The 19,132-nt window shown below is 71.7% G+C and carries 20 protein-coding genes; 12 read left to right on the top strand and 8 right to left on the bottom strand.

Annotated features, from left to right (window positions below):
- Window positions 1-49: 49 nt before the first annotated feature.
- The gene (locus tag N6H00_RS15585) at window positions 50-1,372 is read right to left on the bottom strand and encodes an SGNH/GDSL hydrolase family protein (RefSeq protein WP_268972298.1); all 1,323 of its coding nucleotides are present in this window, start codon (window positions 1,370-1,372) and stop codon (window positions 50-52) included.
- Window positions 1,373-1,603: 231 nt separating this feature from the next.
- Between N6H00_RS15585 and N6H00_RS15580 the strand changes: the two genes are divergently transcribed.
- The 5 genes from N6H00_RS15580 (at window position 1,604) to N6H00_RS15560 (ending at window position 6,155) form a co-directional block, all read left to right on the top strand.
- Window positions 1,604-2,959, top strand: a complete 1,356-nt coding sequence (locus N6H00_RS15580; protein ID WP_268972297.1) for a DUF445 domain-containing protein — start codon at window positions 1,604-1,606, stop codon at window positions 2,957-2,959.
- Between the two features lie 179 nt (window positions 2,960-3,138).
- Entirely contained in the window at window positions 3,139-3,933 is a 795-nt protein-coding gene (locus tag N6H00_RS15575) for a class E sortase (RefSeq protein WP_268972296.1), read from the top strand.
- A 49-nt stretch (window positions 3,934-3,982) separates the two neighbouring features.
- Window positions 3,983-4,303 carry a DUF6412 domain-containing protein gene (locus N6H00_RS15570; RefSeq protein WP_268972295.1) on the top strand — a complete coding sequence of 107 codons (321 nt, stop codon included), beginning with the start codon at window positions 3,983-3,985 and terminating at the stop codon, window positions 4,301-4,303.
- A gap of 177 nt (window positions 4,304-4,480) precedes the next feature.
- Window positions 4,481-5,155 (top strand): YidC/Oxa1 family membrane protein insertase, encoded by a 675-nt coding sequence (locus tag N6H00_RS15565; protein ID WP_268972294.1) that lies wholly within the window; start codon window positions 4,481-4,483, stop codon window positions 5,153-5,155.
- Window positions 5,156-5,288: 133 nt separating this feature from the next.
- Window positions 5,289-6,155, top strand: a complete 867-nt coding sequence (locus N6H00_RS15560; RefSeq protein WP_268972292.1) for a fumarylacetoacetate hydrolase family protein — start codon at window positions 5,289-5,291, stop codon at window positions 6,153-6,155.
- Window positions 6,156-6,252: 97 nt separating this feature from the next.
- Here N6H00_RS15560 and N6H00_RS15555 read toward each other — a convergent pair whose 3' ends face one another.
- Both N6H00_RS15555 and N6H00_RS15550 read right to left on the bottom strand, forming a co-directional pair.
- On the bottom strand, window positions 6,253-6,735 hold the full coding sequence (locus N6H00_RS15555; protein WP_268972290.1) for a heme-degrading domain-containing protein: 483 nt from the start codon (window positions 6,733-6,735) through the stop codon (window positions 6,253-6,255).
- Window positions 6,732-7,859, bottom strand: coding sequence for a Gfo/Idh/MocA family protein (locus tag N6H00_RS15550; protein WP_268972288.1), 1,128 nt, complete (start codon window positions 7,857-7,859; stop codon window positions 6,732-6,734). The genes N6H00_RS15555 and N6H00_RS15550 overlap by 4 nt, the downstream gene beginning before the upstream one ends.
- Before the next feature lie 67 nt (window positions 7,860-7,926).
- Between N6H00_RS15550 and N6H00_RS15545 the strand changes: the two genes are divergently transcribed.
- Together N6H00_RS15545 and N6H00_RS15540 are read left to right on the top strand one after the other, a co-directional pair.
- Window positions 7,927-9,042, top strand: a complete 1,116-nt coding sequence (locus N6H00_RS15545) for an ROK family transcriptional regulator (RefSeq protein ID WP_268976982.1) — start codon at window positions 7,927-7,929, stop codon at window positions 9,040-9,042.
- A gap of 119 nt (window positions 9,043-9,161) precedes the next feature.
- Window positions 9,162-10,775 carry a hypothetical protein gene (locus tag N6H00_RS15540; protein ID WP_268972287.1) on the top strand — a complete coding sequence of 538 codons (1,614 nt, stop codon included), beginning with the start codon at window positions 9,162-9,164 and terminating at the stop codon, window positions 10,773-10,775.
- Between the two features lie 9 nt (window positions 10,776-10,784).
- On the opposite strand, the gene N6H00_RS15535 is transcribed toward N6H00_RS15540, so the two are convergent.
- Window positions 10,785-10,973, bottom strand: a complete 189-nt coding sequence (locus N6H00_RS15535; RefSeq protein ID WP_268972286.1) for an antitoxin — start codon at window positions 10,971-10,973, stop codon at window positions 10,785-10,787.
- Between the two features lie 263 nt (window positions 10,974-11,236).
- Here N6H00_RS15535 and N6H00_RS15530 point away from each other — a divergent pair, with 263 nt between their 5' ends.
- From N6H00_RS15530 to N6H00_RS15515, 4 genes are all read left to right on the top strand, one after another.
- A complete protein-coding gene (locus N6H00_RS15530; RefSeq protein WP_268972285.1) occupies window positions 11,237-12,019 on the top strand; it encodes an HAD-IIA family hydrolase in 783 nt (260 codons plus the stop codon).
- 97 nt (window positions 12,020-12,116) lie between these two features.
- Window positions 12,117-12,644, top strand: coding sequence for a hypothetical protein (locus tag N6H00_RS15525; RefSeq protein WP_268972284.1), 528 nt, complete (start codon window positions 12,117-12,119; stop codon window positions 12,642-12,644).
- 5 nt (window positions 12,645-12,649) lie between these two features.
- Window positions 12,650-13,354 (top strand): class F sortase, encoded by a 705-nt coding sequence (locus N6H00_RS15520; RefSeq protein ID WP_268972283.1) that lies wholly within the window; start codon window positions 12,650-12,652, stop codon window positions 13,352-13,354.
- Between the two features lie 9 nt (window positions 13,355-13,363).
- Complete coding sequence (locus N6H00_RS15515) at window positions 13,364-14,392, top strand: glycoside hydrolase family 6 protein (RefSeq protein WP_268972281.1); 1,029 nt, start codon at window positions 13,364-13,366, stop codon at window positions 14,390-14,392.
- A 38-nt stretch (window positions 14,393-14,430) separates the two neighbouring features.
- Here the strand turns inward: N6H00_RS15515 and N6H00_RS15510 are convergent, their stop codons facing one another.
- The 4 genes from N6H00_RS15510 to N6H00_RS15495 all read right to left on the bottom strand — a co-directional run bounded on the left by N6H00_RS15510 (window position 14,431) and on the right by N6H00_RS15495 (window position 18,370).
- On the bottom strand, window positions 14,431-16,371 hold the full coding sequence (locus N6H00_RS15510) for a kelch motif-containing protein (protein WP_268972280.1): 1,941 nt from the start codon (window positions 16,369-16,371) through the stop codon (window positions 14,431-14,433).
- Window positions 16,372-16,490: 119 nt separating this feature from the next.
- Window positions 16,491-17,174 carry a FadR/GntR family transcriptional regulator gene (locus N6H00_RS15505; RefSeq protein ID WP_268976980.1) on the bottom strand — a complete coding sequence of 228 codons (684 nt, stop codon included), beginning with the start codon at window positions 17,172-17,174 and terminating at the stop codon, window positions 16,491-16,493.
- 51 nt (window positions 17,175-17,225) lie between these two features.
- Window positions 17,226-17,546: a DUF397 domain-containing protein gene (locus tag N6H00_RS15500; protein WP_268972279.1), complete on the bottom strand. Its 321-nt coding sequence runs from the start codon at window positions 17,544-17,546 to the stop codon at window positions 17,226-17,228.
- On the bottom strand, window positions 17,543-18,370 hold the full coding sequence (locus tag N6H00_RS15495) for a helix-turn-helix domain-containing protein (RefSeq protein ID WP_268972278.1): 828 nt from the start codon (window positions 18,368-18,370) through the stop codon (window positions 17,543-17,545). Before N6H00_RS15495 ends, N6H00_RS15500 begins: the two co-directional genes overlap by 4 nt.
- A gap of 114 nt (window positions 18,371-18,484) precedes the next feature.
- On the opposite strand from N6H00_RS15495, the gene N6H00_RS15490 reads away from it, so the two are divergent.
- The gene (locus N6H00_RS15490; protein WP_268972277.1) at window positions 18,485-18,919 is read left to right on the top strand and encodes an ATP-binding protein; all 435 of its coding nucleotides are present in this window, start codon (window positions 18,485-18,487) and stop codon (window positions 18,917-18,919) included.
- Window positions 18,920-19,132 lie beyond the last annotated feature (213 nt).

Here is a 19,132-nt window from a genome sequence, read left to right as displayed (position 1 = left end):
AGGGGATGCCCAGGTGGCCGGGGGTCCAGGGGCCGGCCCCTGGGCCGCCTCAGAGCTCGGCCGCCGTACGGCCCCGCAGGTCGTCCAGGTCCAGGGCCCGCGCCATCGCCCGGTAGCCCTTGTCGCTCGGGTGCAGATGGTCGCCGGAGTCGTACGTCGGGCGCAGCCGCAGCGGGCTGATCGGGTCGCGCAGGGCCTTGTCGAAGTCCACGACCTCGTCGAAGACCCTCCCGGCCCGGATCTGCGCGTTGACCTGCGCGCGCACGGCGTCCAGCTGGGGCGTGTAGCCGCGGTGCCCGTAGAAGGGCGTCAGGGTGGCTCCGATGACCCGCAGGCCCCGGGCGTGCGCCTGCTCGGTCAGCCGCTTCAGGCCCCAGACGATCCGGTCGGGGTCGGTCTGGTGGGGAATGCGCAGTATGTCGTTGACGCCCAGCTCGATGATCACGGCCTTGACGCCCGTACGGGTCAGGACATCGCGGTCGAAACGGGACAGTCCGCTGGGGTTGTTGGGCGGGAACTGGGTGCCGTCGCTCAGCACGCGGTTGCCGCTGATGCCCTGGTTGAGCACGCCGAAGCGAGGCGCTCCGGGCTCGCTGCGCAGCCGCTCGGCGAGGAAGTCGGTCCACCGGTGGTTGGCCCCGGCGGTGGAGGTGATGCCGTCGGTGATCGAGTCGCCCAGCACCGCGACCGCGCCCTCGGCCTCCTTCGACCACACGTCCACACCGGTCAGATAGCGCCAGTACGGGCTCTGCTCGGTGTAGGCGGCGCCCGCCGTGTCCTCCGTGCGGTCGCCGTGCGCCAGGTACGACGTCTGGCGGGCGTGCGGGTGGTAGGTGACCGAGCCGGACGCCTGCGGGCTGTAGGTGGTGACCAGCAGATCGGCCGCCTCCGGGACGTTGAGCCGCGCCGGGTCGCTGGTGACGGCCTTCCCCGGCGGGATGGTCACCCAGGTGCGGTTGTCGAACGTGAGGCGGCGCATGGTGCCGGCCGCCGCGGTGGGGTTGCTGGGCGCGGCGGCCAGCGCCAGCGAGGCATGCGTGATCGTCAGCGGACGGCTGCTGTAGAAGTTGGAGAGCTGGATGCGGGCGCTGCTGCCGCCGATGCTGGTGTGCACCACGTTCCGTATCGACAGGCCCGACAGACCGCGCAGCGTCCTCGGCTCGGCGGCCGCGGCCGAGGTGGACCAGGAGCCCACCCAGGAGCCGGCCGAGGCCGGGGCGGCCGAGCCGCGGGCCCCCTGCGCGTGGGAGTCCGTACCGCCCTGGTCACCGCGGAGCCCGATGAATATCGCGGTGGAGACGAGGACCACAACTGCCGCCAGCGCAGCGAGCACGGCATACCCCGTGCGTCTGGGCATAGGGGGCACGCTCATGGGCGGTCTGTCTCCTCGGGCAGACGGAGCCCGAGGCTCCGGAAGTGGACGGTAACGGCGAGTTCATCCGGCGGTGCCGATGCGGTCCGGTCGGTCTCTCATGATCCCATGGCGGGACCCGGCTCCGCCTGTCGGCCTGCCCCCAGTGTGCTGGGTCGCTACCCCAGACAGACGACGGGAACTCACCGTTCGTTCCACACATGGGCGACTGAGACCGGAAAGAGACAATGCATGGGGGAACGGCTCGACCGGGTGGAGCGTATGGAGCGGAGAACGACTGGTGAGACGGCGGCCCCGCCGCCCCGGGGCGGCGGGGCCGTGCCGTTCGCCGCGGACGACCCCCTCGACGCGGAGCGGCGGCGCGGGGTGCGCCGGATGAAGGCGCTCGCCACCGGCATGCTGCTCGGTGTCGCACTGGTGTACGTGCTCGCCACCTGGGCGCGGTCCGCCGGTGCCGGCGGCTGGGCCGGGTATGTCGCGGCGGCCGCCGAGGCGGGCATGGTGGGCGCCCTGGCCGACTGGTTCGCGGTCACCGCGCTGTTCCGGCGGCCCATGGGGCTGCCCATTCCGCATACGGCGATCATCCCGACCAAGAAGGACCAGCTCGGGGTGAGCCTCGGGGAGTTCGTCGGGGAGAACTTCCTGTCCGGCGACGTCGTACGGATGCGACTGCGCTCGGTGGGCATCGGCAGCCGGCTCGGCGCCTGGCTGGCCGAGCCCGAGCATGCCGACCGGGTGACGGCCGAACTGGCCACCGCGCTGCGCGGGGCGCTCACGGTGCTGCGCGACTCCGATGTGCAGGCGGTGGTGGGCGAGGCCATCACCCGCCGGGCGGACACCCAGGAGATCGCACCGGGCCTGGGCAAGCTGCTGGAGCGGGTGGTCGCGGAGGGCGGCCACCACCGCGCCGTGGACCTGGTGTGCCTGCGCGCCCACGACTGGCTGGTGGAGCACAACGACTCGGTGATGCAGGCGGTGGCCGGCGGCGCCCCCGGCTGGACGCCCCGGTTCGTGGACCGCAAGGTCGGTGAGCGCGTCTACAAGGAACTGCTGCGGTTTGTGACCGAGATGCGCGATATGCCCGCCCATCCGGCGCGCGGCGCCCTGGACCGCTTTCTCACCGACTTCGCCGGGGACCTCCAGTCCGACACCGACACCCGGGCGCGGGTGGAACGGCTCAAGAGCGAGGTGCTGGGGCGCGGTGACGTCCAGGACCTCATCGCCTCCACCTGGGCCTCGGTCCGGTCGATGATCGTAGCGGCGGCCGAGGACGAGCGCAGCGAGCTGCGGCTGCGGGCGCGGGCGGCGATTCTGTCGCTGGGCGGGCGGATGGTGACGGACCGGCGGCTGCGGGGGAAGGTCGACGGCTGGCTCGAGGATGCCGCCGTCTATGTGGTGACGACGTATCGGGACGAGATCACCTCGCTGATCACCGAGACGGTGGCGGGCTGGGACGCGGAGCACACCTCGCGGAAGATCGAGGCGCATATCGGAAGGGATCTCCAGTTCATCCGGATCAACGGCACGGTGGTGGGCGCCCTGGCCGGGCTGGCGATCTATACGGTCTCGCGGGCGCTGGGCGCATAGCGGACAGCCACGGTGTGGCTGCTGGCGAGTGCGTGCGGTGTGGCTCCGGCGGGTGCGCGCGGTGCGGCTGAGCGGGTGTGCGCGGTTGCGGGCCTCTGGCGGGTCCTCGTGGCGCGGCTCCGGGAGGTCCTCGTGGCGTGGCTCTGGCAGGTGCGCGCGGCCTGGCCTATCGTGCCCGCGTGCGACGTCGTCGAGGGCGTGCCGTGCTCGCCCGGGGGCTGTGGACGGCCGGTGAGCTCGCCGTCACCCTCGGGGTCGTGGTGCTGCTCTTCTGCGTCCACCAGCTGTGGTGGACCAACCGGCAGGCGAGGGCGGACGCACGGCACGAGGTGGCGGTGCTGGAGCGGCAGTGGGAGAACGAGCCCGCCGAGTCCGCCCCGACGCCGGGGGCGACGCACTCCCGCACGTCCGACTCCTCCGACGGCACCCAGGGAGACGGCGACCGGACGACCGGGGGCGGGGGCGGGAGCCAGAGCCCGCGCCGGGACCAGGCATACGCCGTGCTCCGGATTCCGCGCATCGGCCTTACGGTGCCCATCGCCGAGGGCACCAGCCGGGCGGCGGTGCTCAACAAGGGCTACGTGGGCCACTATCCGCACACCGCCCAGCCGGGCCAGGCGGGCAACGTCGCCCTGGCGGGCCACCGCAATACGCACGGCGAACCCTTCCGCCGGCTGGACGAGATGCGTCCGGGCGACACGGTACGCGTCGACACCGCCGACGCCCGGTACACCTACGCCGTCGAGCGCACCCTGCCGCGCACCTCACCCACCGACGGCACGGTGATCGCCCCGGTGCCCTACAGCTCCGCCCACCCGCGCTACCGCTACACCGAACCGGGCTACTACCTCACGCTGACGACCTGCACGCCCGAATTCACCTCCCGCTACCGCCTGGTGGTCTGGGCCCGCCTGAAAACGGCCGAGCCCCGGACCGCCGCCGGTTCCGAACACTCTGTCGGTGGGGCCGATTAGACTGGCGGCGCCAGGAGGGGAGACCGGCCGGAGGGGAGGGGACGCGAAGATGACGCATCGACTCGAAGTGCTGCGGATGCATCTGGGCGTCTGCCTGTTCCTGCTGACCGCGGTTCTGCTGGCCGAGAGCGGGATGGTGAGCGCCGTCGCCCTCGCCGCCACCGTCGCGACCACAGCCGCCGTCGCCACGGCCCTGCTGACCTGCGCGGTCCTCGCCTCCCGCGGTCGAATACCCGCCCCCGCGGGGCGCGTTCGCACCGCGATACGGGACCGGGAGCGCCGTACCGCGTTCCTGCCCCAGCGCGATCCCGACGCCTCGGGACGTCCGCGGCCACGAGCGCCGGGTCGTCGTCTGCCGACGGCCGCGTAGCGCGCACCCGTACCCGACACACCCGTACCCGACACACGCGTATCCCCGCGTGCCCCTCGGGCGTACCCGGGTACATCCGTAACGCCACGCCACGCGGTCCGTCACGCCGATGACTTCCTCACTCCGGAACCCCGGCATTCCGGAACTCCGGCACGACGAGACCCGCGGAGGGCTCCCATGTCCCTTTTCTCCTCTCTCTTCTCCCCCCTCGGCACCCTGCTGACCACCATGGCGAACGGCCTCGACCCGCTCTTCGGCGCGTCCGCGGCGGCGGCCGCCATCGTCCTGTTCACGCTGTGCGTCCGCGCCGCATTGCATCCCCTGGCCCGTGCCGCGGTGCGCGGTGAGAAGGCGCGGGCCGCGCTCGCGCCGAAGATCGCGGAGCTGGGCCGCAAGCACAAGGGCGACCCGGAGCGGATGCGGCGCGCCATGGTGGAGCTGCGGGCGAAGGAAGGGGCGTCACCGCTGGCGGGCTGTCTGCCGACCCTCGTCCAGCTCCCGGTCTTCTTCGTCATGTACCACGCGTTCTCCACCGGCGGCGGCGCCGGAGACCTGCTGGACCACACCCTCGCCGGGGCCCCGCTCGGCGGCCGGTGGGACGGGGCGCTCGGCGGCGGGACGGGTCTGGTTTACCTGGGGCTCTTCGCGCTGATCGCGGCCGTGGCGACCTGGACGTATCTGCGTGCCCGTAAGGCGACCGTCCCGGGGGCGCCCGGGGTGGCCCGAGTGCTGCCGCTGTTGTCGTTCGGCACCCTCGTCACCGCCGCCGTGGTTCCGCTGGCGGCGGCGCTGTATCTGGCGACCAGTACGACCTGGACGGCGGTGGAACGGGCCCTGCTGCACCGGGGTTAGGGCATCGCCCGACACCGCCTCCTCCCCGACGTCCCAGTGGGTGAACGAGGTCTTGCGGGCTGGACATCCCTGACGGGAGGATCGAGCAGCCGGTAGGCGTCTCGCACCGGCCTGCGACCTCGGGAGTCTTGGGATGAAACTGCTGCGTGTCGGACCGGTGGGCGCGGAACGCCCCGCGCTGCTCGACCAGGACGGCATCCTGCGCGATCTGTCCGCCCTGGTCACGGACATCGACGGCGCTCTCCTCGCCGATGAGGCCGCTCTCGCGCGGCTGCGCGAGGCGGCGGCCGCCGAGGGTGGCGACGCGTTGCCGGCGATCGAGGACGGCGGGGTGCGGATCGGTCCGCCGCTCGGCCGTATCGGCAAGATCGTGTGCATAGGGCTGAACTACCACGACCACGCCACCGAAACCGGCGCCGACGTTCCCGAAGAGCCCATCATCTTCATGAAGGCCCCGGACACGGTCGTCGGCCCCGATGACACGGTCCTCGTCCCGCGCGGCAGCGTGAAGACCGACTGGGAGGTCGAACTCGCCGTCGTCATCGGCCGCACCGCCCGCTACCTCGACTCCGACGAGGCCGCCCTCGACGCGGTCGCGGGCTACGCGGTCGCCCACGACGTCTCCGAGCGCGCCTTCCAGATCGAGCGCGGCGGCCAGTGGGACAAGGGCAAGAACTGCGAGACGTTCAACCCCCTGGGCCCCTGGCTGGTCACCGCCGACGAGGTCCCCGACCCGCAGGCCCTGGGGCTGCGCCTGTGGGTCAACGGCGAGCTGAAGCAGGACGGCAGCACCGCGGACCAGATCTTCGGGGTGGCCCGGGTGGTGCGCTACCTCAGCCAGTTCATGACCCTCTACCCCGGCGATGTCATCAACACCGGCACCCCGGCGGGCGTGGCCATGGGCCGCCCCGAGCCCAAGCCGTACCTCCGGGCCGGCGATGTCGTCGAGCTCGAGATCGACGGCCTGGGCCGCCAGCGGCAGGAGCTCAAGGACGCCTGACGGGGCGCCCGACGGGACGTCCGACGGGGCGCCCGACCAGTGGACTGGTGAGCGGTCGAGGGCGGTCCCGCCGGGGCCGCCCTCGACCGGCTCGGGGTCAGGCCGTCGTCAGATAGCGCTCCAGCGCCTCCACCACCAGCGCGTGGTCCTCGGCCTGCGGCAGTCCCGAGACCCCGACCGCGCCGATGACGCCCGTGCCCGTCACATGGAGGGGGAAGGCGCCGCCGTGCGCGGCGTAGCGGTCGGGGTCGAGGCGGGAGGACTCCTCGAAGGTGGTGCCCTTGGCGCGGAAGCGGGTGCCGACGAGGTAGGAGGCGGCCCCGTAGCGCTCCACGACCCGGAACTTGCGCTCCAGCCAGGCGTCGTTGTCGGGGGAGGTGCCCGGCAGGGCACGGTGGAAGAGGCGCTGACCGGCGCGGTGGATGCCGATCGTGACGGCGGCGCCGCGCTCCTGGGCCAGGTCGGCGACGAGGCAGCCCAGACGCCAGGCGTCGTCGTTGTCGAAGCGGGGCAGGCGCAGCCGGCGCTCCTGCTCCTCCAGGCGGGCGATCAGCTCGGTGTGCTCGGTGTGCTCGCTCATGCCGGGACCTCGATCCGGACCGTACGGCGCTCCGCGGCCGACACCCGGGCCGCCTCCAGTACGTGCAGGGCGGCCGCGGCCTCGGCGGCGGTGACCGGCGGCGGGGTGCCGTCGCGGAGGGCGGCGGCGACGGCGGCGTAGTACGCGGGGTAGTCGCCCCGGAGGGTGGGCACCGGGGTCCCGCCGCTGGTCAGCGGGGACTCGCCCGCTCCCAGCCGGCCCCAGGCGCTCTCCGGCTCGGTGCCCCATTCGGCGGACGGGGCGGACGGGACGGCGGGGCGCGCGGCGGGGCGCAGCCCCTCGCGCAGGGCGGCCTCCTGCGGGTCGAGGCCGTACTTCACATAGCCCGCCCGGCTGCCCAGCACCCGGAAGCGCGGGCCGAGCTGGGCGGTGGTCGCGCTCATCCACAGGTGGGAGCGGACCCCGCCGGCGTGGGTGAGGGCGATGAAGGTGTCGTCGTCGGTCTGTGCCCCGGGGCGGCGCACATCGACCTCGGCGTAGACGGATTCGGCGGGGCCGAAGAGGGTGAGCGCCTGGTCGACCAGGTGGCTGCCCAGGTCGTACAGCAGCCCGCCGACCTCGGCCGGGTCGCCGGACTCCCGCCAGCCGCCCTTGAGCCGCGGCCGCCACCGCTCGAAGCGGGACTCGAAGCGCCACACCTCGCCGAGCGCCCCCTCGGCGAGCAGTTTCTCCAGGGTGCGGAAGTCGTTGTCCCAGCGGCGGTTCTGGAAGACGCTCAGCAGCAGCCCGCGGGCCTCGGCGAGCGCGGCCAGCTCCTCGGCCTCGGCGGCCGTCGCGGCCAGCGGCTTGTCCACCACGGTCGGCAGCCCCGCCTGAAGGGCGGCGCGGGCGAGCGGGACATGGGTGCGGTTCGGGGACGCGATGACGATCAGATCCAGCTCATCGGCCCGGCCCCACAGCTCATCGGCGGAGTCCGCGAGACGGACGTCGGGGAACTCGCCGCGGGCCTGCCGCTGCCGCTCCGGGCTGGAGGTGACGACGGTGTCCAGGACCAGTCCCTCGGTGGCCGCGATCAAGGGGGCGTGGAAGACGGATCCGGCCAGGCCGTAGCCGATCAGTCCCACTCGGAAGGTGCTGCTGTCATCCAGGGCATTGGCATCCATGCGGCCACTTTGACAACAGTGTTGCGGAAGCGCAAGCGAGGCCCACAATGGGTGGGTGAACAGCACGATGTCGGGGGTGGCCGGGCCCGGAGCCAATCTGTCCGCCCTGCGCAGCCATAACGCCGCGCTCGTCCTGCGCCTGCTGCGCGACGCGGGCGAGGACGGCGTCAGCCGGCTGGAGCTGGCCGCCCGCACCGGCCTCACCCCCCAGGCCGTCAGCAAGATCACGGCGCGGCTGCGGGCGGAGGGCCTGGCGGCGGAGGCCGGTCAGCGCGCCTCGACCGGCGGCAAACCGCCCACCGCGCTCCGCCTGGTCCCCGGCGCCCGCCATGCGATCGGGCTGCACCTCGACCGCGACGAGCTGACCGCGGTCCTCGTCGACCTCGCGGGCACACCGGTCGCCGCCCGCACCGCGCCCTTCGACTTCGGCGCGGGGGCGGAGCAGGCGGTCGGGGCGGCCACGGCCGAGGTCAGGTCGCTCCTCGCGGACGCGGACGCCGCGCCGGCTCGCGGCGGGGACGGGGCGGACGGCGGACTGCTCGGCGTCGGTGTCGCCGCACCCGGCCCGCTCGACCACGGCTCAGGCGTGCTGCACCGCGTGACCGGCTTTCCCCAGTGGGACGGCTTCCCGCTGCGCGACGCGCTCGCCGAGCGGCTCGCCCTGCCCGTCGTCCTGGACAAGGACACCAACGCCGCCGCGCTCGGGCTCACGACCGCCGAGACCGCCGAGTCGGCCGCGTATCTCCATCTGGGCACCGGCCTGGGCGCCGGGCTGGTGCTCGGCGGCGGCGTGTACCGGGGGGCGCGCACCGACGCGGGGGAGTTCGGGCACCAGGTGATCCAGCTCGACGGGCCGCCCTGCGACTGCGGCAACCGGGGCTGTCTGGAGGCGCTGTGCCTCGCCGCCGTGGCACGCGGCGACCGTACGGGCGCCGCGCGGCTGCTCGGCGTCGGCGCGGCCAACCTGGTACGGCTGCTCGACATCGACCGGGTGCTCCTGGGCGGCCGGGTGGTGCTGGCCGACCCCGGCCCCTACGTACGCGGTGTGGCCGCGATGCTCGCCGAGGACTCCGCGCGCACCAGCCGTCCCACGGTGCCCGTCGGCGTCGTGGAGCGGGGCGGGCGGGCCGTTGTCGAGGGCGCCGCCCGGCTGGTGCTCGCACCGCTGTTCGCGCTGGGCTGATCGAGGGGGATCCGGACGGCCAGTCGGGGGCAATCCGGCCCTGGTGCGGTGTGTCGGAGTGCGGACGCGGAATGTAGCGGAGTGCTCGGGGATGAACCGCAGCACAGCAGAGGTCACTCATGCGCTTGCCCACCGCACTGTCCCTACGAGCCGTCCTTCCGGCGGCCGCGCTCGCGTGCGCCCCCGCCCTGTACGGGGTTCCGGCGTACGCCGCCGCGCCCCTCCCCGCCACCTGCGGGGACCGGAACACCACCGACTTCCCGATCGAAGCCCGCCTGCGCGACGGACCGGACCAGTACGCCCGCGGCGGCGACTGGCACGGCTGGCACCTCGAACTGCGCAACGCCACGGACACCGGCTGCCGCGCGATCCACCCCATCGCGGTCCTGATCGACCAGGGCCGCGAACTGCGGCCCCGCCATATCGACTTCGAGTTCCTCGACCCGTACGCGGACGGCGGCGCCACCTGGCGGCCGGTGTCGTTCCAGACGACCGACGAGGATGAGAACATCGGGGTCTTCGACGACCACTTCAAGGGTTTCACCGTGCCCGCGCACAAGACCGTCGACGTCCGGGTGCGGACGCGTTTCACCGCGGACGCGCCCGAGGGGCCGGTGACGGCCAACGCCATCGCCGTACAGCGGCGCGCGGACGACGGCGACTGGGTGGGGCAGTCGAACGACTACGACTTCCGTATCGCCGGGACGACGACGGGTGCGGGTGCGGGTGTGGGCACGGGTGCGGGTGCGGGTACGACGGGTGCGCGTACGGACGCCGGTGGCGATACGGAGGCGGACACCGGTGTCGGCGCCGGGGCCGCTACCGCCTCCGGCACCGATGCGGATGCCGGAACGCAGCCCGGTGCGCGGTCGGCCACCCCTTCCAGGACCCCTACGGCCGCTCCGACGCGGGCTCCCGGCAAGACCCGGTCCATTTCGCCGAGCCGGACGCCGAGCGCGAGTACCAGCACTGGCACCAGTACCGGCACGGAGAGCCCCAGCCCCAGCCCAAGCCCAAGCCATAAGGAGAGCCGTCCGGCCGCAGTGCCGCCCCGTGCCGACAGCGATGCCGACGCCGAGACGGAGGCGGGCGCCGACACGGGGGCGGGCGCCGACGTCGGTACGGAGGCCGACATCGACGCCGAGCCCAGCGCCAAGACGGACACCGGGACCGAGCCCGAGACGGACACCGAGGTCGACGCGGACGCCGACACGGACGTGAACGCCGACACGGAGACGGAGACGGAAGCGGAGGTGAAGGCGGACACCGACGCGGACGCCAGTGCGGACGTCGATGCCGAAACCGACCCCGGTACCGAAACCGATGCCGACGCCGGTACCGACCTCGACCTCGACCTCGACGAAGAGGGCCTCGACACCGACACCGACACCGACACCGAGGAGCTAGGCGAGGAGCTGGGCACGGAGACCGACCCCAGCGCCGAATCCGACCTGGACCCGGGCACCGAGACCGACCCCGGACAGGAGCCCCAAGCCGACGAGCCCAGCACCGTCCCGGAGACCGGCACCGGCACCGAAGGCCGTCAGGAGGAGGAGGGAGCAGACGAAGAAGCGGAGCAGGACGGAGGTCACGAGCGCGAACGGGAGCGGATGCCCGAGCTCGCCGCGACGGGCCGTCACACCGCCCTGTTCGCGGGGCTCGGCGTCATCAGCGCCGCGCTCGTGACCTGCGGCACCGTCCTCGTCGTGAAGTCCCGGCGCGCGGGGGCCTGAAGCGCCGAGCTACTGGCCCCGGGGCCCCTCGCCCCGGCGGCGCAGCTCGTCGTCGATCTTGTCCGAGCCGCCTTGGATCTGCTCCGAGTACTTGCCGCCCGTCCTCTTGTCCGCGGTCTCGGCTCCCTTACGAGCGCCCCGCCGGGTCTTGTCCGGGTTCTTGCTGATCGCGCCCTTGATCTTGTCCATCATGCCCATCGCGGCCTCCTTACGGTCCGGCTCGTGCCAGGTATCCCAGGGAGGGCGGAATCCGCCCCTCCCTCAGGATCAGACACCTGTGCGGATCTGTCGCGCTGGAACGGAGGCAACCGCTGGAACGGAGGCAACCGCTGGCCCCGCTGGAACGGCCGGCGAACGGCTCGCGAACGTATCCGCGCTCCCGGACGCGGCCGGTCTCACCGACCCTTCCCCGGTTAGGCTGAGGTGGTCGTCAGAGGCCGATTCCGAGCGGAGAGCAACCAGTGACAGAGCGCAAGCCGATCGAGTCATGGCTCACCGACATGGACGGTGTGCTGATGCATGAGGGCATACCGGTGCCCGGTGCCGATGCCTTCATCAAGCGGCTGCGCGAAGCCGGCCTGCCCTTCCTCGTGCTCACCAACAACTCCATCTACACCCCGCGCGACCTCCACGCCCGGCTGGCCCGGATCGGGCTCGACGTCCCGGTGGCCAACATCTGGACGTCGGCGCTGGCGAGCGCCCAGTTCCTGGCCGAGCAGCGCCCCGGCGGCACCGCGTACGTCATCGGGGAGGCCGGGCTGACCACCGCGCTGCACGACATCGGCTACGTCCTTACGGATGTCGAGCCCGACTATGTGGTGCTCGGCGAGACCCGTACGTACAGCTTCGAGGCGCTCACCAAGGCCATCCGGCTGATCAACAACGGTGCGCGGTTCATCGCCACCAACCCCGATGAGATCGGCCCCTCCATGGAAGGCGCGCTGCCCGCCACCGGCTCCGTGGCCGCGCTGATCACCAAGGCGACCGGCCAGGAGCCCTACTTCGTCGGCAAGCCCAATCCGCTGATGATGCGATCAGGGCTGAACGCCATCGGCGCCCACTCCGAGACCAGCGCGATGATCGGCGACCGGATGGACACGGACGTGCGGGCGGGGCTCGAAGCCGGTATGGAGACCTTCCTGGTGCTCACCGGGGTGACCAAGGCGGACGACGTGGACCGGTACCCGTACCGCCCGTCCACGGTCGTCGACTCCATCGCGGACCTCGTGGAACGCATCGCGTGACCTGGACGGGTTCTCCCCGTATGGCGTAGCAGGGGCCCGCAGCGGATGCGGGCCCCTGCCGGGCGCGTGAGCCTCGTGGTATCAGGAGGTTCTCACCATGCGCATCGTCGCCCTCACTCTCCGCACCGCAGCAGTGTGCGCCGCCGTCGTGGCGGTGACGGCCGCCGCCGCTCCGGCCCTCGCCGACGCCCGGCACTCCGCCACCACCACGATCCGGGTCAGCCCGCGCGCCCTCGCCCCCGGCGCCGAGGTCGAGGTCTGGGCCTTCGGCTGTCCGGACCGGGTGGCCACGGCCTCGTCACCGGTGTTCGTGGATGACGCGGAGCTGACCCCCGAGGGGGACGCGCTCTTCAGCGAGGCGACGATCCGCTCGACGGCGGCCAGGGGGGCGCACCGGGTCACCGTGGACTGCGGCCGGGCCCTCGCCGTGGAACGCCCGCCCTCGCCCGTCGCGCCCGTCCGCGCGGGCGGGGGCGGCACCGCGCCCGGTGCCCAGGAGCGGGCGCGTGACGACATCGGTGGTGCGGAGGCGTACGGCCTGGCGCTCTCGGGCGGTACGGCCGTGGCCGTCGGCGGGCTGGCGGTGCACCGCCGACGCCGTCCCTCCTCCGGGACCGCGGGCTGACCGGCATGGACGGGCACGGAAGGCGCTTCGCCGGCCTCGGCCGGCTGGCCATGGGGACGGCCTGGGCGGTGCTGCTGCTCGGCCTGTGGATGTGGGGCCGGGACACCACGGAGGGCGCAGGCGTTCCGGCGCCGACGACGGGGGACGTGGCCGCGGTCGGACGGCCGCCCTCCCATCCGCTGCCCCCGGCGCATACGCCGCTGGCGGCCGCCCGGCCCAAGCGGGTGGTGATCGAGGCGGCGGGGGTCCGCGCCCCGGTCGTCGCCAGCGGCCTCGACCGCGACGGGGCGGTGAAGCCCCCGCCGTACAGCCGCCCCGGCGCGGTCGGCTGGTACCGCGCAGGACCCGAGCCCGGCTCCCCGGGCACGGCGCTGCTGGTCGGCCACGTGGACACCAAGTCCGAGCCGGCGGTGTTCCACGGGCTGGGCGACCTCAAGCGGGGGGAGCGGGTGCGGGTCGCGCGGTCGGACGGTACGACGGCGGAGTTCACGGTCGAGGACGTCGAGGTCGTGCCGGCGAAGCGGTTCGACGCGCGACGGGTGTACGGGTCGCGCTCCCATGACCGTGCGGAGCTGCGGCTGATCACCTGCGGCGGGAAGTTCAACCGCTCGACCAAGACGTACTCGGCGAACGTCGTCGTCTCGGCCTATCTGACCGGCACCACGGGCTCCCCTCGCCGCGTGTCGGCCGGCAGCCGTAACGCGCACTAGGACGACACCGTGTGCCCCCGCCGCCATCCCCACCCCCGCGCGCTCGCCGCCGTCGGGGTGGTGCTGTCGCTCGCGGCGGTCTCCGGATGCTTCGGGTCCTCGAAACGCGAGGGCGGCCACGTCTCCCTCGCCGGGCAGGCGAAGCAGCGGCCCAAGGCGACGATCCCCTACTGGGTGAACCCGAGCGGCAGCGCGGCGCGGCAGGTGGCGGCGTATCGGAAGAAGGGGGCGAAGGGCGCGGCCAGGCTGGTACAGAAGATCGCGGAGCAGCCCGTGGCGGAGTGGCTCGGGGCGGCCGACCCGGAGCGGCGGGCGCGGGGCTTCACCGAGGCCGCGGACCAGGTGAACCGGGAGGCGCTGCTGGTCTTCTACAACATCCCGCACCGCGACTGCGGACAGTACTCCAAGGGCGGCGCGGCCGACGGCAGCGCCTATCGCGCATGGCTGGACAAGGCGGTCCGGGGGATCGGCGACCGGCGGGCGACCGTGGTCCTGGAGCCCGACGCGCTGCCCCATGTGGTGGACGGCTGTACGCCCAAGCGGTTCCACCAGGAGCGGTACGACTTACTGACCAGCGCTGTGGACAAGCTCAAGGGGCTGCCGCACACCACGGTCTATCTGGACGCCGGGAACCCCCACTGGATCAAGGACCCGCGCCGGATGGTCGAGCCGCTGAAGCGGGCCGGTATCCGTAAGGCCGACGGCTTCGCGCTGAACACCTCCAACTACCAGACGACCCAGGCGAACAGGGCGTACGGCAAGAGGCTGTCCGCGCTGATCGGCGGCAAGCCCTTCGTGATCGACACCAGCCGTAACGGCAATGGCCCGGCCCCCGGCAAGAACGACCCACAGGCGTGGTGCAATCCGAAGGGCCGGGCGCTGGGCGAGAGGCCGACCACCGACACCGGGGACAAGCGCGTCGACGCCTATCTGTGGATCAAGCGTCCGGGCGAGTCGGACGGCACCTGCAAGGGCGGTCCCACCGCGGGTCGGTGGTGGCCCCGCTACGCGCTCGATCTCGCCCGCAACGCCCACTAGCCGACGTCTGGCCGGCGTCCAGCCGACGTCGGGCGCGCTCACTTCTTCGCGCGCACCTTCACCCACACCGCCTTCGACGGTGTGCCCCGGTCGTCCACCGCGCTCAGCATGTACCACCCCGGCGGCACCAGCGACGACTCCTCCGGCAGTCTCACCGTCACCCCGTCCTTCGTCCGCCTGAAGTCGAGCGCGATCGACCGCTGCTCGACATTGGTCACATGGGTGAAGGAGCCGGGCCGGATCAGCCGCATCTTGACGATCTGTGACGCGTCCGCGGTCCGGTACGTCGCCTTCGCGCCGAGCTTGACGGCCCTGGGCCCAGTGTCGGCGAGCTCCGGCCGGGAGCCGTGGAAGAGGTACGGCGGGGAGTAGAGGTCGATCTGCTGCTGGAACGTGCCCGGGGTGGTGTTGGCCTTGTCCCCGAAGAGCGAGTCCGAGCCGAAGGTCATGACCCGGCCGTCCGGCAGCAGCAGCGCTCCGGAGTGGTAGTTGCGGCCCACCAGCGGGTCGGCCACCCTGCGCGCGGTGTTGGTCTTCGGGTCGTAGAGCTCGGCCTTGAGCACGTTGGTGTCGCTGCGGCCCCGGTAGTCGCCCGAACCGTTCGTGGTCAGAACGGTGTCATCGGGCAGGATCACACTGCTCGGATAGCGCACCTTCGCATACAGATCCGGACCGTTTCGGAACCGTGGCTCGTCGTCGTGCAGATCGACGATCCGGGTCCTCGCCGTGGACTTGGGGCTTTCGCCGACCCCGCCCCCGCCCAGCACCATGTACCGCTGGTCCTGTGCGGGCGGCAGCAGCACGGACATCGACGTCTCCAGGGCGTCCGCGTCGCTCATGCCCGGGACCTCGCGGAACGTGTTGCTCTTCAGGTCCCAGACGCCCGGGGTGCGGCCCTTGTCGGCCGGGCCGTATCCGGCGTTCGAACCGGTGTAGAAGATCCGGCCCTTGTCGGTCAGGAACAGCGCGGGATACGTCGGGAAGAAGCGCTGCTTGGGCAGGTACTTCCACTTGCCGGTCCTGGGGTCGTAGATTTCGTTCTTCCCCGGCACCACCTGGCCGATCTCGTCCAGCCCGGAGACCGCGAGCACCTTGCCGTCCTGGAGGGCGGTCAGGGTCGGGTACCAGCGGGCCTCATGCATCGGATCGATCGGGATGTAGCGCTCGGCCACCGGGTCGAATTCATACGCCTGCTTGATGCCCTGGAAGTCCTTCTTGTCGAACGACAGCTTCTGCGCGATGCCGTAGAAGTTCTGCCGGTCCTTGCCCTTCAGCCCGGCGATCCGGTAATTGTCCTCGGTCCCGGTCTGGTACTTCTTTCCCTTGCGCAGCGCCTCCACATAGACCCGCGCCGTGCTCGCGGTGACGGTGACCTTCCCCTTGCGGTGCGTGGTCTTCTTGGCGCGAGGAACCAGGATCGGGTCCTTGGACTCGAAGGTCTTGCCGTTCTTCTTCCCCGTGAAGCGGGTCCCCGCGGGGAGCGTCTTCGGCTTGTCGGGGTCCTCGTTGTGGACGAACATCAGTCCGCCCGCCTTCTCGACATCCCCCTTGAGCTTCTCATAACGCTGCGTACCCCCCGCCACCAGCAGCTTTCCGTCCGGGAGCTGGGAGTGTCCGGAGCAGAAGAGGTCCTGCGGGGTGGGGATGTTCGTATAGGTGTTCCGCACCGGGTCCCACAGGACGCTGCGGAAGGATTTGGCCGCGAAGTTCTTGGCGTTGTTCCCGGATCCCGCCAGCAGCAGCACCTTTCCGGTGTGCAGCAGGGCGGCATGGATCGTATTGATCCGGTATTCCTCGGGAACGTTGACCACATCCCAGTGGCCGTTCTTCGCCTTGTACTCCGGCTGGTTGATTTTGTACGCGCGGTACTTGTGCGAACTGAAACGGTAGACGGCCGGGCCGTTCATCCCGGCCAGCACGATGACAGCCGCCGCACCGAACCCGAAGCGGCGGGTGCGGCGACTCGGTCGGTACTTCACTTCTTATCGTCCCCAAGGGCCGGCTGCGGAATCGGTCATCCATGGACGACTGTGGCCGAACCCGGGAGAAAGAGGCGAGCGACCCGCCGAAGAAGACCGGGACGAGGCGTGGGCTCGGGCTATTCGCGATGCGCCGAACGCAGTCGTTCGCGGATGTTCCCGAAGTGGTCCCGGACGGCCTCCTCGGCCCGCAGCGCGTCCCCCGAACGCACCGCCTCCAGGATCTCCCGGTGCTGCTCGCAGGTGACCCTCGGATCGGTGGGGACGTCCACCAGGTCGGTACGCACCCGGTGGAAGGCGTCCCAGAACGCCTCCAGCACCTCGCTCAGCAGCGTGTTGTCCAGGCTCCCGTAGAGCGCGGCGTGAAACGCCCGGTCGGTCTCGGCCCGCACGGACCCCTTCGCCGCCTCCGCCTCCATCCGCCGGACCACCGCCTCCAGCTCGGCGAGATCCGCCTCCGGTATCCGCCCGGCCAGCCGCGCGATCAGCCCCGTCTCGACGGCCTCGCGCAACTCGAGCAGCTGGAGCAGGCTGTCCTCGCCCCGGTAGTGCCCGGCGACGGTACGGAAGGTCAGCCCCTCGATCATCGGCGCCATCGACATGGGGCCGACGTACGTCCCGAAGCCGTGCCGGATCTCCACGATCCCCATCGCCTGCAACGCCTTGAGCGCCTCGCGTACGGAGTTACGGCTGACGCCGAGCAGCTCCATCAGCTCGGTCTCGGTGGGCAGCGGAGCGCCCGAGGGGAGCCGCTGGTCGATGATCAGCCGCTTGATGCGTTCCTGAATGTGCGCCGCCGCCACCGCCACCGCCACCTCCGATCCGAACAGCTTAGCGGCGGCGGCGCGCGGCGATCAGAGGTGCGCGAGGAAGGCGGCCCAGGCGGCGGGGGTGACGGTCAGCGGGGTCCTGTCGGTGTCCTTGGAGTCGCGGATGTGGACGGCGGCGGTGCGTATGGCGACCTCGACGCAGTTGTCGCCGGAACTTCCGCTGTAGCTGCTCTTGGACCAGCCGGGCTCGGTGAACGCGACCTCGACGCAGTTGCCGCCCCCGCCGCCGCTGTAACTGCTCTTGGACCAGTCGAGCTGGGTGAATGCCACCTCGACGCAGTTGCCGCCCCCGCTTCCGCTGTAGCTGCTCTTGAACCACTTCAGGTCAGTGATGCCGCTGCTCATAGCGCTCCTCGCATCTGCTCCAGCAGGCTCGTACTGTCCTGAGGGCTCAGAGCCTGTGAGCGCAGTTTGCCATAGCGCTGCACCATCGCACTGACGGCTTTTGGGTCGGTGACCAGGACGCTCGTGTCATGCGCCTCGATGTAACCGACCCAGCGGTTGTCCTCGGTCTCGGCGAGGGACATCGGCCCGTCGGAGCCGAAGTGATCCTCCTGCCGCGTGGGCATGATCTGGATCTCCACGTTCCATAGACGCTGCTGCTCAAGAAGGTTGTCGAGAAGTGCCCTGGTGACCTCAATGCCGCCCAAGTCGCGCCCCAGCAGGGCCTGTTCGACGATGAAGCAGAACGAGGCGTTCGGCCGCTCCTTGAGCAGCCGTTGCCTCGCCAGGCGCGCGACCACCTGCTGTTCCAACTGCTTGGGCGAGATGTGCGGGATGCGGCGCTCGAAAACCGCGCGGATGTAGGGCTCGGGCTGGAGCAGGCCCGGGATGACCGCGCACTCATACGTCAGGAGCGTCACCGCCTCCTCCTCGATCCCCGCCCACCGTAAGAACCACGAGGCGAGCCCCACCTTCCGCGTCAACGTGCGGTACGCCGCGCCCAGAACCCTCGCGGCCGGGGCGCCCAGGACCTCCTCCGTGCGCGGGATCAACTCCTTCGGTGGGAAGCGCCTGCCCTGTTCCATCTTCGCGACGTACGTCGCCGAGTACCGGACGCGTGGCGCGAACTGCTCCTGGGTCAGCCCCGCCTCGTCCCGTAGTGCTTTCAGTACCGCGCCAAAGGTCTTGAGGCTCTCCGACGTTTCCGGTTCGCTGTCCTTTGTCATCTCCTTATCGTCACGGGCGGTGACCGGGTCAGTCCACCCCGTGAACTGGTACAAGCGAAACTGGGTGGGTGTCGTGCCTGGCAGTGGCCGCCGCGTGGCCGGGACGCTTCCGCCATGAGCGCACCACAGGGCCAAGTGCCCGTCACCGTACGTACGTTCGCGCAGCGATTCTCCGCCACCCGGCGCGGTGCCCGGCTCGCCCGGCTGCTGTCCGTGCACCAGCTCACCGCGTGGGGGCTCTCGCCAGGGGGCGGCGGCCATGACGCGGCGGTCCTGGTCGTCGCCGAGCTGGCGGCCAACGCCGTACTGCACGGCCGCGTACCGGGGCGGGACTTCGCGGTGCGGCTGACGTACGACGAGCGGGGTGGCGTCCTGGAGATCGAGGTCAGTGACACCCACGAGAAGTGCCCGGTGCCGAAGGCGCCCACGTCGGAGGACGAGGAGGGGCGGGGCCTGCTGCTGGTCGAGGCGCTGGCGGATCGCTGGGGCATCCGGGAGCGGCGGGGCCCCGGCAAGACCGTATGGGCACGGATCACCGAGGCGAGGTGACTTTGAGCATGGGTCGGGGGGTGGGGGCGCGGGTCGCGTCGCCGGCCGCCGGGCCGCCGGGTGCCGGGGTCGTGGCGGCTCGGCGGTGTGGGGGCCCGGACCGATCCGGAGTGCGGGCCCTCCGGGTACCCCCCTCAAAAACGCTTGATCTGACGCAACTAATTTGTCAAACGTCTTCCAGAGGGGTACCCCACCCCCCGGAACGGTCCCGGC

Source organism: Streptomyces sp. S465, assembly GCF_026898115.1.
Taxonomy (GTDB): domain Bacteria; phylum Actinomycetota; class Actinomycetes; order Streptomycetales; family Streptomycetaceae; genus Streptomyces; species Streptomyces luomodiensis.
The sequence above is the reverse complement of the archived record's forward strand: the minus strand, read 5'-3'. Positions and strand labels throughout refer to the sequence as shown.